Below are 15,710 nucleotides of genomic sequence, written 5' to 3' on the forward strand. Positions count from 1 at the left end.
TTTTCGCCGCAATATTTTCAATTCAACAGTATGTCTCAAGCTTGGGAGGCGGGTATGAGCGCAGGGGCCAATGCAGCCTCTGGTACTTCTCTTTATCCGACTGTCCTGTCCAGCACGAGTCTGTCGTCCGCACAAGCCGGGATCACCCCAAGAGAAGCCATACTGCTCAATATGCAGCGTAACGGTATTGATGTTGGGGCCATGCTGCGTGATCGCTTCAAGGCAAGAATTGCGCAGGAGAAGCTCTTTGTCGTTGTTGCAGATGAAGCGAGTGCAGATGCAACAATCGAGTTGAGAGGCGGCCAATGGGGAGTGTCTTTGGTCAACTTCAGCAAAGAGCTTTATCCGACGATGGGCGTCGTCGCTGTCATGAGGCGTGGCGATGAGCAGATATGGCGTAACTTTGAAACCATCACCGCAATGAGCGCCGGTAATGACAAGGCATTTACTCCAGAAAGGTATGCTGCTGACCCCGAGGCACTGCGTTCGGCGTTCAATCGTGCTATCGATCTGCTCACTGACAAGCTAATGGCGGATCTGAAGCAGTGATCCGGTTCGGGTGATGATACAGGGGATGCATTTTCTTGCTGTCGCCAGCTCTGCATCCCCATGAAATGTATGCGTGTCCCCGTGCCTGCACTGTTGCTGGCTATTGGTCGTGAACTATGGATGACGGCCCTTAGGCCCCTACAACCCGGTTGCGCCCATTCTTCTTGGCGTTGTAACTGGCCATGTCGGCAAGGCTCAGCAGTTCTTCGGCGCTCAGGTCTTTCGTCCAGGTGGCAAAACCGAAACTGGCGGTGACGCGGCCAGCGACATCGATTTCATGATTAGCTAAGGCCTGGCACAGCATATTGGCCAGTTTTCCGGTGTCTGCATGTGAGGTGAGCGGGCAAAGGATTGCCAATTCTTCTCCGCCGATTCGGCAAAAAATATCGCTGGAGCGCAGGCGCTGGCGAATCAGTGTGCAGACTTGTTGCAATACGGTATCGCCCACTCCATGGCCGAATCGGTCATTGATTGATTTGAAGTGGTCCAGGTCAAATGTGATCAGCGAGAAAGGGGTGGCGTAGCGTTTACCGGTGTCCACCAGTTGTTCCAGCGAACTTATGAAATGGCGGCGGTTATAGATGCCGGTCAATTCGTCGGTGACGGCTTGGGTCTGAAGTTTTTCTTCTCGGTCCTTGAGTTCGGTAATGTCACTGAACGAGCCGTACCAGATGAATGTCTGGTCCGGCTGGCGCTCGGCATGGGCATCTCCGCGTAGCCAGCGCACGCCTTTAACGGGTAGCACTACGCGGAAATCACACATCCAGCCATCGCCTGTTTCCACTGATGCCACAGAAACTGCCCTGATCAATGGCAAGTCATCGGGATGCAGGCGCTTGAAGAGTGGATTATCGGCGAAGTCAACGCCGATGACTGCATCGGCACTCAACTCGAAGATGTCTTCAATGCTGGGGCTGCAAAATGAAAAGTAACCGTCACCAGGCGCTCGCAAATGAAACTGATACAGCATATTCGGGATGTGTTGAGTCAACTGCGTAAGCAGTGCCTTGCTTTTCTGGACGCTGTTGAGTAATTCGATTCGCTCGCTGACGTCAATGATTACGCTGATGTGTTCGACTTCACCGCTATTTGCGTCGCTGAATCGCGCGTGGCGCAGTTCGCCGGTGAACTGGCTGCCGTCTTTGCGCCGATAAGTCCATTCGGTTGGTTTGCTGACTCCGTTGTCGTCGTTGGAGAGCTTGCGAATGAGCTGTTTGTCGGTCAGTGCAAGAAGGGCGGGGTCGGTTAGCAATTGTCGGCGTGCATCGATTTCTTCCTTTACATAAAGCATCTGAACATTGTTGCGGCCAAGCATCTCCTCGCGGTTGAAGCCGAACATGGCCTGGGCACCATCGCTGAAAAGCTTTGTCTCTCCTTGCGCGTTAGTCGTGACGACGGCAACCTGGGTGGCGGCATTGATCAGGTTGGTGATGCGTGCATTCAAGAAGCTGATCTGGTTTTTCTGTGCAATTAGTTCGTCGAACTGCGCCTGCGACTGCTTTTGGCGCAGGCATGTGGAGACGCACAGGCTGCCCAGAAAAAGTGTTTGAATGATCAGGGCGAGTTCGATGTAACTATTGGCCGGGTACTGGTCGGGAAGCCAGATCAAGGCCAAAGTAATGCCCAGACTCAGCAACAGACAAAACGCCAGCCCAAGAAAAAAAGCTTTGCTTTTAGGGCGCTGGACCGGGGTACTCATAAACACCTGCAAGATGACCTGGAAGGCTGTCAGAGCACATGCCCTGCTGGAATCGCGGGAAAATATCTTTAAAGCTTAAGGAAAGCCAGTGGGTTAATCGTTTCAGTGTGTGTGTTTACGGCAGATATCTACAGAGTCTTTCGATTTACGGACTTTTTGAAGAAAGTCGGTCTCTTCTGAAAGATTGTTGTGGTCTATCTATGCACCTGCACCAACCCCTCAACCAGTTCAATCAACAACCTCACCGGCTCGCTCAAGCTCTCCCTGGCCCGATGCACCAGCCCCACATCCCGATGAAACGTATGTACGCCTAAATCCAGCGCCCGCACTTCAGCGGGCCATTGCCGGTGGTCGGCTGTCTGGGGAACCAATGCCACGCCTACGCCATTGGCGACCAGTTTGATGATGGCTTCCAGTTCATCCAGCTCGCAGGCTTCGCGCAAGGTGAAGTGCATCTGGCGCAGGAAGCGGTCGACCTGTCGGCCGCCGAACGAGGTGCGGTCGTAGCGGATCAGGGGCTGGGTGGACAGCAGTTCGGCCCAGTCATCGCCGGGCAGGTGGCTTGGGACGATCAGGCGATAGGGTTCGCTGGCCAGAGCGGTCCAGCGCAGGTCGCTTTGCAGTGCGAAGGGTGGGCGGATGATGGCCGCCATGTCGATTTCGCCGGCATCCACCAGGTTAACCAGTTGCATGGATACACCCGGTATGACGCGGGTGCGACATTGAGGCCATTGGCGGTGGAAGGCTGCCAGTGCATCGGGGAGCAGTGAGCGCTGGACCGAGGCAATTGCGCCGATATTGACCAGTATGCTCTCGGGTTGTCCGCTGGCTGTCGAGCCAAGGTTGTTGTAGAGGCGGATCAGTTCCTGGGCTTGCAGGAGGGTCTGATGTCCCATTCGATTTAGCTGTGCCGAGCGGCCCTTGCGGTCGAATAGCTGATAGCCAAGTTCGGTTTCGAGACGTTGCATCTGTGCGCTGACGGCAGCCTGTGTCAGGCCGATCCGGTTCCCGGCGGCGGCGAAAGTGCCTTCCTGTGCGACCGCCACAAGGGTCTTCAGCTCACGAATCATTGATAAATCTCTTTTGTCAGTCTGAGAAATATATATTGATTTTATTGTTGAGTCGCGGCTTCTATGATTTCTCCAGTACTTGAACAGCCGCAAGCAAGCCCTTGCGGTTGATAAAAACCAAAAGCCTGGAGTTTCCGATGAGCCTTTCTCCCTTTCACCTTGCGATCCCCGTCTACGACCTTGCGGCTGCGCGTTCCTTCTATGGCCAGGTTTTTGGTCTGGAAGAAGGGCGCTCCAGTGATCACTGGGTCGATTTCAATTTCTATGGTCACCAACTGGTGATTCACGAAGCGCCGAAGAACGCAGTGCAGGAAAGTGCGCATAGCAATCCGGTGGACGGGCATGACGTACCTGTTCCGCACTTTGGCATCGTGTTGCAGTGGGAGCAGTGGGAGGCGCTTGCCGAGCGTTTGAGGTCGTTCGAGACTCGTTTCGTGATCGAGCCTTACATCCGCTTCAAGGGGCAGGTGGGTGAGCAGGCGACGATGTTTCTGCTTGACCCTTGTGGCAACGCACTGGAGTTCAAGGCGTTCAAGGATATGGGGCAGTTGTTCGCGAAGTAGGCGTCAGGAGGGAAGGTAGGGGAGGCGGTAAAGCGGTATTTCCCGGCTACAGAAAAAAGCCCCATCAAACCAGGTTTGATGGGGCTTTGGCATTACAGCGCCATATCAGTCGCTGCGTTGCTTTCGCGTGGCTTGGCAGGTGTTGCTGCCGGAGCCGGTGCTGCAGCGCCAACAGCTGGAGGTGCTGGCAGTTGCAGGATTTCGCTGGTGTAAGCCCATTCCTTGGCAACCTGATCAGGATGATCGTTCAGCTTGGTGCCGTAGCTTGGGATGATCTGGTGCAGCTTTTCCTGCCAGGCAGGGGTTGCAACCTTGTCCTTGAAGATCTTCTCCAGAACGCCCAGCATGATCGGAGCTGCGGTCGATGCACCTGGCGATGCGCCCAGCAGGCCGGCAATGCTGTTGTCCTTGGAGCTGACAATCTCGGTACCCAGTTTCAGGACGCCGCCTTTCTCTTCATCACGCTTGATGATCTGAACGCGCTGACCTGCCTGCCACAGACGCCAGTCTTCTTTCTTGGCGTTAGGGAAGTACTCTTTCAGGGCTGCGAAGCGATCATCATCGGACTGCATGAGCTGGCCGGCAAGGTACTCAACCAGTGGGTATTCCTTGATGCCTACCCGGGTCATTGGCCAGACGTTGTGCAGGGTGGTGCTGGTCAGCAGGTCCAGATAAGAGCCTTCTTTCAGGAACTTCGTGGAGAAGGTCGCGAATGGGCCAAACAGGATAACGCGCTTGCCATCCAGTACGCGGGTGTCCAGGTGAGGAACCGACATTGGAGGCGCACCAACCGAAGCCTGACCATAGGCCTTGGCCATGTGCAGATCGGCGATCTGTGGGTTTTCGGTCACGAGGAACGAACCACCAACAGGGAATGCGCCGTATTCCTTGGCTTCAGGAATGCCGGACTTCTGCAGCAGGTGCAGTGCACCACCGCCAGCACCGATGAACACGAACTTGGCGTCGGTTTCGGTTTCCTTGCCGTCTTTCAGGTTCTTGTAGGACACGCGCCACGAGCCATCAGCATTACGCTTGATGTCTTCAACTTCGCTCGACAGTTGCAGATTGAAGTTAGGCTGGTTCTTCAGGTGGCCCACGAACTGGCGAGTGATTTCGCCGAAGTTCACGTCAGTACCGATCGGAGTCCAGGTAGCCGCGATCTTCTGGTTCGGGTCACGCCCTTCCATCATCAGCGGAACCCACTTCTTGATCTGCTCCTGATCTTCGGAGTACTGCATGGCGCTGAAGAGAGGGTTGACCTTCAGTGCTTCATAGCGTCTTTTCAGGAACGAAATGTTCTTGTCGCCCCACAGGAAGCTCATGTGCGGGGTGTAGTTGATGAACGAACGCGGGTTTTTCAACACACCGTTCTTGACCTGCCACGCCCAGAACTGGCGGGAGATCTGGAAGGATTCGTTGATTTCGATGGCCTTGGAGACGTCGATCTTGCCATCTTTTTCTGGCGTGTAGTTCAGCTCGGCCAGGGCAGAGTGACCAGTACCGGCGTTGTTCCAGCCGTTCGAGCTTTCCTGTGCGACGCCATCAAGACGTTCAACCATTTCGATCGACCAGCCTGGCTCCAGCTCATTGAGCCAGATACCCAGGGTCGAACTCATGATTCCCCCCCCGATGAGCAAAACGTCTACTTTTTTTGCTTCAGCCGCATGCAAGGGCATGAGACCCATCGACATAGCCAGGCCCAGCAGAGCCGTGTTCATTTTCTTCAACATACTGTGATCCATATGATAAACGCCATCCGCTCTCTACTTCTGTTTATGGGAGCCATGGCGTGTCGCATGCTATGCCGCATGCGACAAACTCTCACACCCACAAGGACTAGAGATGGACATACAAGGCCAATACAATAACGCTTTAGACCTCACTTTTATGTCCTCCTGCGCTGACTTCTTATCATCATTGGCTTCAGCGGCTTGAGTGACACATAGTTCTGTTGGTACGGCTCTCGTGCAGAAAAGACATCTGCCTGCACTCGCAAGCCATACCCATCAGCTTCCTCACGGAGTTGCGACGCCTGGTCGGTACGCATAGACACGTCTGGGGTGTCTTTGTCCGTCATCAAGGCTGCCGCGACATGCTACGGTGACCTGCGTGTCATAAGCTCATCATCGTCAGATCTGGCGAGCGCGCGCATGCTGCCATGTTCTGTCAGGCTCTCCAAGTCGGCGATGACTCGGCATTTTCGCATAATGTGAACCTTTGGTGCGAGTTGCCATCACGTTCTAGAGCCTTGTCCTGCCTGTCCTGTCGAGCCTGATGTAATCCAGAAAGCGCTTTTTGGGAGCCGTTAACCTGAAAATGAGAGCGTTTTCCTGCCATTGATAGCAAGCTAAATATTACAGGATGTATCCAGGATTAAGGCCTGATCAGCGAGATTGACCCGTCACACAACGACGTTTTCCCTCTTTTCGGGCATCTGAAAGCACCTGACTATCTTGTTTTCGGCCTGTCTGGCCCGAAGTTTAGGGGCGTGATCCTCTGGCATGAATGGCTTATTGATGAGTCGAGTTCATGAGTGCATTCGGCTGAACCTTATAGTCATGAAGCGGCTTGATCGTTAAGTTCACTACCGGGATAGAAATCAACCACCTGAATGCATGGCTCGGGTTTCGCGGGAGAGTGCTGTAATGCATATCAATGCCATGAATGCATTGGAAATTCGTTTCATCGAAGACACGGACCCGTTTTTCGAGAGTCGTGTGAAGCTGCACATTGCCCAGCTTCAGAGCGCGCCAGGATGCCTTGGGTATGCGCTTGGCCGAAGCGCCAATGAGGATTGTCTGTGGATTCTGAGCGGTTACTGGGCAAGTGCTTGCGACATGACGGAGCATTTCAGCGGCGCAGCCATGTCGGCGTTGATCAATTCCCTGATCGAGTGTGGCGCGAACCTGACGTTTGTCAGCTTCGCCACTCCTCAGGCTGAACATTGAAGCGGGTTATCTAGGTTCTGAGAGCGTCAGCCCGTTGGGCGGCAGCGGCAGGGCCGTCTTGTAAAGCACCTGCTTGAGGGCAAAGCTGGAGCGGATATTCGCGACCCCCGGAATCTTCGACAGGTGATCCAGAATGAAACGCTCCAGGTCCTGAATGTTGGCCACCAGAATGCGCAGCAGATAATCGGCATCACCGGTCATCAGGTAACACTCCATCACTTCCGGGCGATCTGCCACGGCCTGTTCAAATAGCCGCAAGGCGCCTTCGACCTGTTTTTCCAGGCTCACATGGATGAATACATTGAGATGCAGGCCCAATACCTGAGGGTCCAGCAGCGTCACTTGCCCCTTGATCAGGCCCGCTTCCTCCATGGCCTTGACCCGATTGAAGCAGGGCGTAGGTGAGAGATTTACCGAACGACCCAGGTCCGCATTGGTGATGCCAGCATCCTGCTGCAGGGTGTTCAAAATGCTGATATCGGTCCGATCCAGTTTTTTCAAAAGAATAAACCTCTGTGAAAACGTGATTTTGCAGAGATTACATCTTTGATCCGTTCGATTGATAGCAAAGAAGGGAGAAACTTTCTCCCGATACGCCAGTTAAAATTTTTCCCTCGAAACGCGCTTCCACGAGGGGAGAAACATGCCGGACGCAAGCAAGCACAACACCATGGTGACTGACTCGACTCATGCGCAGAGTCTGGTGTCTTCTTCCAAGGCCAAGGGCGTGCTTTTACTGGTCATGGCAATCCTTATCTGGGGTGCCAACTGGCCGGTCATGAAAACCGGCCTTGAGCACATTACCCCTGTCTGGTTTTCAACCTTGCGCTTTGCTACCGGTGCAGCCTGCCTGTTCGCATTACAGATGGTGACCGGCAAGCTGCGGCTGCCCACCCGGCAGGATCTGCCGTTGATCCTGAGTGTCGGTCTGCTGCAAATGCTGACTTTTACCGTGCTGGGCGCGATTGCCATGACTCAGGTGCCTGCCGGGCGCTCTGCCGTCCTGGCCTACACCACGCCGTTGTGGGTGACGCCGATTGCCGTCATGTTCCTGCGTGAAAAACTGTCCACTCGGCAACTGATCGGCACGCTGTTGGGCGGCGTCGGTGTCTGTGTGCTGTTCAACCCCCTGACTCTGGACTGGGGCAACGGAGCACTGGTGAAAGCCAACCTGATGCTGCTGGCTGCTTCATTCTGCTGGGCAATGTGCATCCTGCATCTGCGTTACTCCAAAAGCACCACCAGTGCCTACCAACTGGCACCCTGGCAGATGCTGGTCGCCACCGTTCCCTTGATCGCCCTGGCTTACTTCACCGAAGGGCCTTTCACGGGGGATGGCTCCAGAACCTTGTGGGAGATCCTGATCTTCATGGGGCCTCTGGCAACGGCGTTCTGCTTTTGCGCGGTCAATGCCGCCAGCATGTGGCTTTCAAGCACCAGCATGTCGACGGCGATGCTCGGGGTTCCGGTTGTGGGGTTGTTGATGTCGGTGGTCTTCATGGGCGAACAACTGACGATGACGTTGATTGTCGGGATCATGGCAATTATCGGCGGCATCCTGATCGTGACGGTCAAGCGCTCCAGCGCTGCCTGATGTTGCGCATTGATGAGGTTGGCTCATGGCGGTTAGCTGATTCAGGTGACTAATCACTGACTCTTCAGGCTGATAGATTGGATATGTCGTATCGCCCCAAAGGGATACGGCAAAATCGACGCAGCCGCCTCCAGAGTGGGCATGAGTCAGGCAACTCTGTGATTGACGACCTTCATGCCCCGCCGGCGCGCTCATCCATGTAGATGGAGGACTGTAATTGAAGACGCTTGCAGCAACAGCACTTTCCCTTTCCCTTCTGGCAACTGAAGCTCACAGCGAGACGAGCCCGGTCGTGACCGTCACTCAGAACGGCTCCCAACCTTCGGCCAAGGGGCCGGCTGACTATTTCACAGGTCAGGTGCGCGTGGATGCTCCTTTCAAGGGGACCGGCGATGCACGAGTCGGTGGCGCGACAGTCACTTTCGAGCCGGGCGCACGTACCGCCTGGCATACCCATCCATTGGGCCAGACCCTGATCGTCACTGCGGGGACGGGCCTGGTTCAGCAGCAGGGGCAATCGATCAAGACCATCCGCCCCGGCGATACGGTATGGATTCCGCCCAATGTCAGGCATTGGCATGGTGCGACTGCGAAAACCGGCATGACTCACATCGCCATTGCCGAGTCTCTGGATGGCAAGGTCGTTGAGTGGATGCAGCAGGTCAGCGAACAGGAATACGCTCAGGCGGCTGCCCTGGATAAATGATAGTGAGCGTTTTGACGAACCCCGCAGAATTGCCACGGTGACTCTGCGGGGTTCTGGTTCGAGCCGGTTTCAGCTCTTGCGTGACTCGAAGACTTCCTTGAGCACCGGCACGGCGGACATCGCTTTCGGCCAGCCCGCATAGAAGGCCAGGTGCGTCACCACTTCCGAGGCCTGGGCCTGGGTCAGGCCGTTATCCATGGCGCGATTCAGGTGAAACGTCAGTTGCGCCGACTGATTCTGGGTGATGAGCGCCGCGACGGTGATCAGGCTGCGATCCCTTGGGCTGAGCTCGGTATTTCGCCATAGATCGCCGAACAGAACGTCATTGGTGTAGTGGGCGAGATCCGGTGCCACAGAGCCGACGGCATTTTCGACACTCTCCCGGCGCTTTTTCTCGCTTTCCTCATTCAGCGTCAGACGCTCCTTCGACGGCGGCTCGACTGTAAGGCCTCTTTCGGCAAAGACCTTTTTCGCTACGGCTGCTGCTGACATTGCATTGGGCCAGCCGCTATAAAATGCGAGATGGGTAATCAGGGCGCTGATTTCGCCGGGTTTCAGGCCATTGTCCAGACCCAGATTGATATGGCCGGTCATCTGCGCCGTTTGCCCGCCAGCCAGCAGAGAGGCCAGGGTGATCAGGCTGCGGTCACGGGGTTCAAGGTCTTTGCGTTTCCAGACTTCGGCAAACAGCAAGTCTGTCGTGTAGCTATATAGCTGTGGCGCGACTGCCAGAACATCCGGCGAAGGCTTGGGGTCCGGCTTGGGTGTGCCTTGACTGGCTTCTGCCATTGAACACGCGAGAAAGGTCGCAGCGGCTAAGTGCTTCATGGTGTGGGCTTCCCTGATTTCAACTTGAGTGAAGTTGCTCTGGCGTATCGACGTCGCGCACGGTGCCGGGATCATCCGTTGCCATGAGGTCGCATGCCGAGGCATTGGCTGCCAGCAATGTCTTTGCGCCCTGATCGCCTTTGAGCAAAAGAAGTTCTGGCCAGAATTGGCGGCCAATGATGACCGGGTGCCCGCGCTGTCCGGTATATACCGGCTGGGCGATACGCTGTGGATCGGCCAGTTGCACAAGGCTGCGCAACGTCGCGGTCTGCAGCCATGGCATGTCGGCGAGCAGGACGGCGACAGCGATGGCAGGCGAGGGCATCAGCGCCTCGATACCGCTGGCCAGGCTGTGGCCCATGCCGAGGTCGGCCTGTTCGCTGTGCACGATGCCGACATCGGGCACAATCCCCAGTGCCTGCGCATCGTCATCGCTGCGCAGTACCACCCAGACTTCATTGAAGGACTGTCTGGCCGTGTCGATACTGGCTTGCAGCATGCTGCGCCCATCGGGCAGAAGTGCCCGGCGCTTGTCGTCAGCAAAGCGCTTGCTGCGCCCGGCTGCCAGTATGAGGCCGATTACGTGAGGTGCAGACTCATTCATCCGGAGTCCTTGAGGGCAGGAACAGAGTTGAACAGGCATCATAGAAGATGGTCAGGGATTCATTAAGCTCGCAAGACGGGATGGAGTCATGAGCTGTTTTCATGAATGAATGGATAGCAAACAGGCAGGAACGAATTCATTCGCGAAAGGGCCAGAAGGTAGAAAGTAATGACCAAATTGAAATATAGTCACTCGTTGTCAATCAGCGTCACGCAGGCCAAGCCGGGAAAATGACTGAAAACATGAATGCATCCCCCTCACGCGGTCCTTCGGATCATAGCGTTCGCGACCAGATCGTCGAAGCCGCCACCCAGCACTTCGGACACTATGGTTACGAGAAGACCACCGTGTCCGATCTGGCCAAGGCCATCGGCTTTTCCAAGGCCTATATCTACAAGTTCTTCGACTCCAAGCAGGCGATTGGCGAGGTTATTTGCGCGAACCGGCTGGCCGCCATCATGGAGATCATCGATGCGGCTGTTGTGGATGCGCCGACCGCTTCCGAAAAGCTGCGGCGCATGTTCAAGGCCTTGCTAGAGGCGGGCAGCAATCTGTTCTTCCACGACCGCAAGCTCTATGACATTGCCGCCGTTTCGGCCAGGGACAAGTGGCCCTCGGCGCGCGAGCATGAAGCGCGCCTGCGACAACTGATCGAGCAGATTGTCCGGGAAGGCCGGGAGGCCGGCGAATTCGAGCGCAAGACGCCGCTGGACGAGGTGACCAATGCCATTTATCTGGTGATGCGCCCCTACATCAGCCCCGTGCTGTTGCAGTACAGCCTCGATCTGGCAGATGAAACGACGGCGCATCTGTCGGCATTGATCTTGCGCAGCATGGCGCCTTAGATAGAGTTGTGACTATTGACTTAATTGGTCACTAGAATGAGAATCTGGCTCTGGATAATCAATCTGAGCTCGTACACTCATGTCTCGTCGCCGACCTGCTGTCATTGCCCTTTGTTTATTGCCACTCGTCCTGACAGCGTGTGGCGACTCTTCCGTCGTTAATGATCCACGCACTCAGGCGCCTCTGGTAAGAGCCGCTACCGTTCAGGATTCATCGGATATTTCACGCTCCTTCACCGGTACAGTCGCGGCGCGCATTCAGAGTGATCTGGGTTTTCGCGTCTCGGGCAAGGTGCTTGAGCGTCTTGTCGATACCGGCCAGAGCGTCAGGCAAGGTCAGCCGTTGATGCGTATCGACCCGGTGGACCTGGGCCTGCAGGCCAAGGCACAGCAAGAGGCTGTCATCGCCGCACAGGCACTGGCCAGGCAGGCTGTCGATGACGAAGCACGTTATCGGAATCTGGTCGCTACCGGCGCGGTTTCGGCCTCTACCTACGCTCAGATAAAAGCAGCAGCGGATTCAGCGAAGGCGCAACTCAGTGCGGCGCAAGCCCAGGCCAATGTGGCCAGGAACGCCACAAGCTATGCCGTTCTGCTGGCCGATGCCGATGGTGTCGTGGTGGAAACCCTGGCCGAGCCCGGTCAGGTCGTCAGTGCCGGACAACCCGTGGTAAGGCTGGCGCGGGCAGGGTTGCGTGAAGCCATTGTTCATCTGCCCGAGACTCTGCGCCCGGCCGTGGGCTCCGTGGCACAGGCCACCCTGTATGGCAGCAGCCTTGGGGCAGTGCCTGCAAAACTGCGCTTGCTCTCCAACGCGGCCGATCCCGTGACTCGGACTTTCGAGGCGAGGTATGTGCTAGAGGGCGCGATGGCCAGCGCACCCTTGGGAGCGACTGTCAGCCTCCAGATCGCTTATGGCACAACGTCCATTCAAGCACTACAAATACCAATGGGCGCGCTTTACGATCCGGGCACTGGTCCGGGCGTGTGGAGCATTTCCGGCAAGCCTTTAAAAGTGAGTTGGCAGCCTGTTCAGGTGCTTGCCCTGCACGACGATGTGGTGCGAGTAACCGGCAATCTCAAGGCCGGCGAGCAAGTGGTGGCATTGGGAGCCCATCTGCTGCATGACGGCGATCAGGTCCGGCTGAACGAAACGCTTGGTGCCAAAGTCGCCGGGAGCCAGCCATGAGCGAAGGGCGTTTCAATCTGTCGGCGCTTGCCGTTCGCGAGCGCTCCATCACGCTGTTCCTGATCTTTCTGATTTCTGCTGCCGGCATTCTGGCTTTCTTTGGCCTTGGGCGTGCGGAAGACCCGCCGTTCACGGTCAAGCAGATGACGGTGATCACCGCATGGCCTGGCGCTACAGCCCAGGAGATGCAGGATCAGGTCGCCGAGCCGCTGGAAAAACGCTTGCAGGAACTGCGCTGGTACGACCGCACGGAAACCTACACGCGCCCGGGCATGGCTTTCACCATGCTGTCGCTTCTCGATAGCACGCCGCCTTCGCAAGTGCAGGAAGAGTTCTATCAGGCACGCAAGAAACTCAGTGACGAAACCAGGCTCTTGCCGGCGGGTGTCATTGGGCCGATGGTCAACGACGAGTTTGCCGATGTGACCTTTGCGCTTTTTGCCTTGAAGGCCAAAGGCGAACCGCAACGGCTGCTGGTGCGCGATGCCGAGTCATTGCGCCAGCGCCTCTTGCATGTGCCTGGGGTCAAGAAGGTCAACATCATTGGTGAGCAGGCCGAACGCATTTTTGTGTCCTTCTCCCATGATCGCCTCGCAACGCTGGGGATTTCTCCTCAGGAGATATTCGCGGCCCTGAACAGCCAGAACGTGCTGACACCTGCCGGTTCGATCGAAACCGACGGGCCGCAGGTTTTTCTCCGTCTGGACGGCGCTTTCGACAAGCTGAAAAAGATTCGTGACACACCGGTTTCGGTACAGGGCCGCACCCTGAAACTGTCGGATGTGGCGACGGTCGAGCGCGGCTATGAAGACCCGGCCACCTTTCAGGTGCGCAACAACGGTGAACCCGCCCTGTTGCTGGGTATCGTGATGCGCGAAGGCTGGAATGGCCTGGATCTGGGCAAGGCCCTCGACGCCGAGACTGCGAAAATCAACGACGGCATGCCGCTGGGCATGACGCTGACCAAGGTGACCGACCAGTCGGTGAACATCAGCTCATCGGTCGATGAGTTCATGGTCAAGTTCTTCATCGCGCTGCTGGTGGTAATGCTGGTCTGCTTCCTCAGCATGGGCTGGCGCGTGGGTGTCGTGGTGGCGGCGGCTGTGCCATTGACGCTGGCAGTGGTGTTCGTGGTGATGGCGGCCACCGGCAAGAACTTCGACCGCATTACCCTGGGCTCGCTGATCCTGGCGTTGGGGCTGCTGGTGGACGATGCCATCATCGCAATCGAAATGATGGTGGTGAAAATGGAGGAGGGCTACAGCCGTATGGCCGCATCGGCCTATGCCTGGAGCCACACGGCAGCGCCTATGCTCTCCGGCACGCTGGTGACCGCTATCGGCTTCATGCCCAATGGCTTCGCCCATTCGACGGCAGGCGAGTACACCAGCAACATGTTCTGGATCGTGGGCATCGCATTGATTGCTTCCTGGGTGGTGGCCGTGGCGTTCACGCCTTATCTGGGCGTGAAACTGCTGCCGGACCTCAAACAGGTCGAGGGTGGTCATGAAGCCATCTACAACACTCCCAACTACAACCGTTTCCGCCGGTTCCTGAGAAGCGTCATTGCGCGCAAATGGCTGGTTGCCGGTACGGTGATCGGAGCCTTTGTAGTGGCGATTCTCGGCATGGGGCTGGTCAAGAAGCAGTTCTTCCCGACCTCGGACCGTCCGGAGGTGCTGGTCGAAGTGCAGATGCCGTACGGAACCTCCATCGAGCAGACCAGCGCAACTGCTGCCAAGGTCGAAGCCTGGCTGCAAAAGCAGAAGGAGGCCAGGATTGTCACGTCTTACATCGGTCAGGGTGCGCCACGTTTCTACCTGGCGATGGCGCCTGAACTGCCTGATCCGTCCTTCGCCAAGATTGTGGTGCTGACGGACAGTCAGGAGGCGCGTGAAGCCCTCAAGTTCCGTCTTCGCGAGGCGGCTGCCGATGGGCTGGCACCCGAGGCACAGGTCCGGGTCACGCAACTCGTGTTTGGCCCGTATTCGCCGTTCCCCGTGGCTTATCGCGTGACGGGGCCTGATCCCTTGAAGTTGCGTGAAATCGCTGGCCAGGTTCAGAAGGTCTTGCAGGCGAGCCCGATGATGAGGACCGTCAATACCGACTGGGGGCCGTTGGTGCCTGTGCTGCATTTTTCACTGGATCAGGATCGCTTGCAGGCGGTCGGCCTGACGTCGAATGCCGTCGCGCAACAATTGCAGTTTCTGCTCACTGGAGTCCCGATTACAGCGGTCCGGGAAGATATCCGTTCGGTGCAAGTGGTGGGCCGTGCAGCGGGCGACATACGCCTCGATCCCGCGAAGATTGCCGGTTTCACTCTGGTGGGTTCGGCCGGGCAGCGTATCCCGCTATCCCAGGTAGGCGATGTCGACGTGCGGATGGAAGACCCTATCCTGCGACGCCGTGATCGTACGCCAACCATCACCGTACGCGGTGACATCGCCGAGGGTTTGCAGCCGCCCGATGTTTCCAGTGTTGTCCTGAAACAACTGCAACCGGTGATCGACACACTTCCTGATGGCTACCGGATCGTGGAGGCAGGATCAAGCGAAGAGTCGGCCAAGGCCAGCAAGGCAATGCTGCCGTTGTTCCCGATCATGATTGCTCTGACGTTGCTGATCATCATCCTCCAGGTGCGCTCGATCTCGGCCATGGTCATGGTGTTCCTCACCGCACCGCTGGGGTTGATCGGCGTGGTGCCGACCCTGCTGCTGTTCCAGCAACCGTTCGGCATCAATGCCCTGGTCGGCCTGATCGCGCTGTCGGGCATCCTGATGCGCAATACCCTGATCCTGATCGGCCAGATCCACGACAACAAGGCCCAGGGGCTGGAGCCTTTCCGTGCAGTGGTGGAAGCCACCGTACAGCGTGCCCGTCCCGTATTGCTGACGGCATTGGCGGCAATCTTGGCCTTTATCCCGCTGACCCATTCGGTGTTCTGGGGAACGCTGGCCTACACCCTGATCGGCGGCACCTTTGGCGGCACCATCATGACCCTGGTGTTCCTGCCGGCCATGTACGCCATCTGGTTCAGGATCCGTCCTGATACCGGATCCACCGAAAAGGCAGCATGACCCGTGTCATGGCTGCCAACAGTGTAATGAAGAGGTTT

General features: G+C 56.8%; 14 protein-coding genes. 8 read left to right on the forward strand and 6 right to left on the reverse strand.

What is annotated here, in order from left to right; genetic code table 11:
• Positions 1–54: 54 nt before the first annotated feature.
• Complete coding sequence (locus tag ACODS3_RS04435) at positions 55–549, forward strand: hypothetical protein (protein WP_489033432.1); 495 nt, start codon at positions 55–57, stop codon at positions 547–549.
• 130 nt (positions 550–679) lie between these two features.
• Here ACODS3_RS04435 and ACODS3_RS04440 read toward each other — a convergent pair whose 3' ends face one another.
• Both ACODS3_RS04440 and ACODS3_RS04445 read right to left on the reverse strand, forming a co-directional pair.
• Entirely contained in the window at positions 680–2,248 is a 1,569-nt protein-coding gene (locus ACODS3_RS04440; RefSeq protein WP_489033434.1) for a sensor domain-containing diguanylate cyclase, read from the reverse strand.
• Between the two features lie 194 nt (positions 2,249–2,442).
• Entirely contained in the window at positions 2,443–3,318 is an 876-nt protein-coding gene (locus ACODS3_RS04445; protein ID WP_489033436.1) for a LysR family transcriptional regulator, read from the reverse strand.
• A gap of 137 nt (positions 3,319–3,455) precedes the next feature.
• Between ACODS3_RS04445 and ACODS3_RS04450 the strand changes: the two genes are divergently transcribed.
• Positions 3,456–3,881, forward strand: a complete 426-nt coding sequence (locus ACODS3_RS04450) for a VOC family protein (protein ID WP_025259725.1) — start codon at positions 3,456–3,458, stop codon at positions 3,879–3,881.
• Between the two features lie 92 nt (positions 3,882–3,973).
• On the opposite strand, the gene mqo is transcribed toward ACODS3_RS04450, so the two are convergent.
• Positions 3,974–5,611, reverse strand: coding sequence for a malate dehydrogenase (quinone) (gene mqo, locus ACODS3_RS04455; RefSeq protein WP_201007284.1), 1,638 nt, complete (start codon positions 5,609–5,611; stop codon positions 3,974–3,976).
• A gap of 915 nt (positions 5,612–6,526) precedes the next feature.
• Between mqo and ACODS3_RS04460 the strand changes: the two genes are divergently transcribed.
• The gene (locus ACODS3_RS04460; protein WP_304573948.1) at positions 6,527–6,829 is read left to right on the forward strand and encodes a putative quinol monooxygenase; all 303 of its coding nucleotides are present in this window, start codon (positions 6,527–6,529) and stop codon (positions 6,827–6,829) included.
• 6 nt (positions 6,830–6,835) lie between these two features.
• Here the strand turns inward: ACODS3_RS04460 and ACODS3_RS04465 are convergent, their stop codons facing one another.
• A complete protein-coding gene (locus ACODS3_RS04465; RefSeq protein ID WP_201007281.1) occupies positions 6,836–7,330 on the reverse strand; it encodes an Lrp/AsnC family transcriptional regulator in 495 nt (164 codons plus the stop codon).
• 142 nt (positions 7,331–7,472) lie between these two features.
• Here ACODS3_RS04465 and ACODS3_RS04470 point away from each other — a divergent pair, with 142 nt between their 5' ends.
• Both ACODS3_RS04470 and ACODS3_RS04475 read left to right on the forward strand, forming a co-directional pair.
• Positions 7,473–8,423, forward strand: a complete 951-nt coding sequence (locus ACODS3_RS04470) for a DMT family transporter (protein ID WP_201017620.1) — start codon at positions 7,473–7,475, stop codon at positions 8,421–8,423.
• A gap of 256 nt (positions 8,424–8,679) precedes the next feature.
• Positions 8,680–9,129, forward strand: a complete 450-nt coding sequence (locus ACODS3_RS04475) for a (R)-mandelonitrile lyase (protein WP_374063374.1) — start codon at positions 8,680–8,682, stop codon at positions 9,127–9,129.
• A gap of 69 nt (positions 9,130–9,198) precedes the next feature.
• On the opposite strand, the gene ACODS3_RS04480 is transcribed toward ACODS3_RS04475, so the two are convergent.
• Positions 9,199–9,957 carry a carboxymuconolactone decarboxylase family protein gene (locus ACODS3_RS04480; protein WP_201017618.1) on the reverse strand — a complete coding sequence of 253 codons (759 nt, stop codon included), beginning with the start codon at positions 9,955–9,957 and terminating at the stop codon, positions 9,199–9,201.
• A 19-nt stretch (positions 9,958–9,976) separates the two neighbouring features.
• Positions 9,977–10,561, reverse strand: coding sequence for a nucleotidyltransferase family protein (locus ACODS3_RS04485; protein ID WP_463530783.1), 585 nt, complete (start codon positions 10,559–10,561; stop codon positions 9,977–9,979).
• A 230-nt stretch (positions 10,562–10,791) separates the two neighbouring features.
• Here ACODS3_RS04485 and ACODS3_RS04490 point away from each other — a divergent pair, with 230 nt between their 5' ends.
• The 3 genes from ACODS3_RS04490 (at position 10,792) to ACODS3_RS04500 (ending at position 15,672) form a co-directional block, all read left to right on the forward strand.
• Entirely contained in the window at positions 10,792–11,406 is a 615-nt protein-coding gene (locus ACODS3_RS04490; RefSeq protein WP_304573952.1) for a TetR/AcrR family transcriptional regulator, read from the forward strand.
• Positions 11,407–11,485: 79 nt separating this feature from the next.
• Complete coding sequence (locus ACODS3_RS04495; protein WP_201017615.1) at positions 11,486–12,595, forward strand: efflux RND transporter periplasmic adaptor subunit; 1,110 nt, start codon at positions 11,486–11,488, stop codon at positions 12,593–12,595.
• Positions 12,592–15,672: an efflux RND transporter permease subunit gene (locus ACODS3_RS04500; RefSeq protein WP_201007271.1), complete on the forward strand. Its 3,081-nt coding sequence runs from the start codon at positions 12,592–12,594 to the stop codon at positions 15,670–15,672. Before ACODS3_RS04495 ends, ACODS3_RS04500 begins: the two co-directional genes overlap by 4 nt.
• Positions 15,673–15,710: the final 38 nt, after the last annotated feature.

It is taken from the genome of Pseudomonas sp. FG43, assembly GCF_057809175.1.

Bases quoted from the DNA above. Each gene is read 5' to 3' on its own strand.
- mqo (WP_201007284.1), bottom strand. From the start codon at position 5,611: ATGTTGAAGAAAATGAACACGGCTCTGCTGGGCCTGGCTATGTCGATG.
- ACODS3_RS04500 (WP_201007271.1), top strand. From the start codon at position 12,592: ATGAGCGAAGGGCGTTTCAATCTGTCGGCGCTTGCCGTTCGCGAGCGC.
- ACODS3_RS04485 (WP_463530783.1), bottom strand. From the start codon at position 10,561: ATGAATGAGTCTGCACCTCACGTAATCGGCCTCATACTGGCAGCCGGG.
- ACODS3_RS04490 (WP_304573952.1), top strand. From the start codon at position 10,792: ATGACTGAAAACATGAATGCATCCCCCTCACGCGGTCCTTCGGATCAT.
- ACODS3_RS04480 (WP_201017618.1), bottom strand. From the start codon at position 9,957: ATGAAGCACTTAGCCGCTGCGACCTTTCTCGCGTGTTCAATGGCAGAA.
- ACODS3_RS04450 (WP_025259725.1), top strand. From the start codon at position 3,456: ATGAGCCTTTCTCCCTTTCACCTTGCGATCCCCGTCTACGACCTTGCG.
- ACODS3_RS04435 (WP_489033432.1), top strand. From the start codon at position 55: ATGAGCGCAGGGGCCAATGCAGCCTCTGGTACTTCTCTTTATCCGACT.
- ACODS3_RS04460 (WP_304573948.1), top strand. From the start codon at position 6,527: ATGCATATCAATGCCATGAATGCATTGGAAATTCGTTTCATCGAAGAC.
- ACODS3_RS04470 (WP_201017620.1), top strand. From the start codon at position 7,473: ATGCCGGACGCAAGCAAGCACAACACCATGGTGACTGACTCGACTCAT.
- ACODS3_RS04495 (WP_201017615.1), top strand. From the start codon at position 11,486: ATGTCTCGTCGCCGACCTGCTGTCATTGCCCTTTGTTTATTGCCACTC.
- ACODS3_RS04440 (WP_489033434.1), bottom strand. From the start codon at position 2,248: ATGAGTACCCCGGTCCAGCGCCCTAAAAGCAAAGCTTTTTTTCTTGGG.
- ACODS3_RS04445 (WP_489033436.1), bottom strand. From the start codon at position 3,318: ATGATTCGTGAGCTGAAGACCCTTGTGGCGGTCGCACAGGAAGGCACT.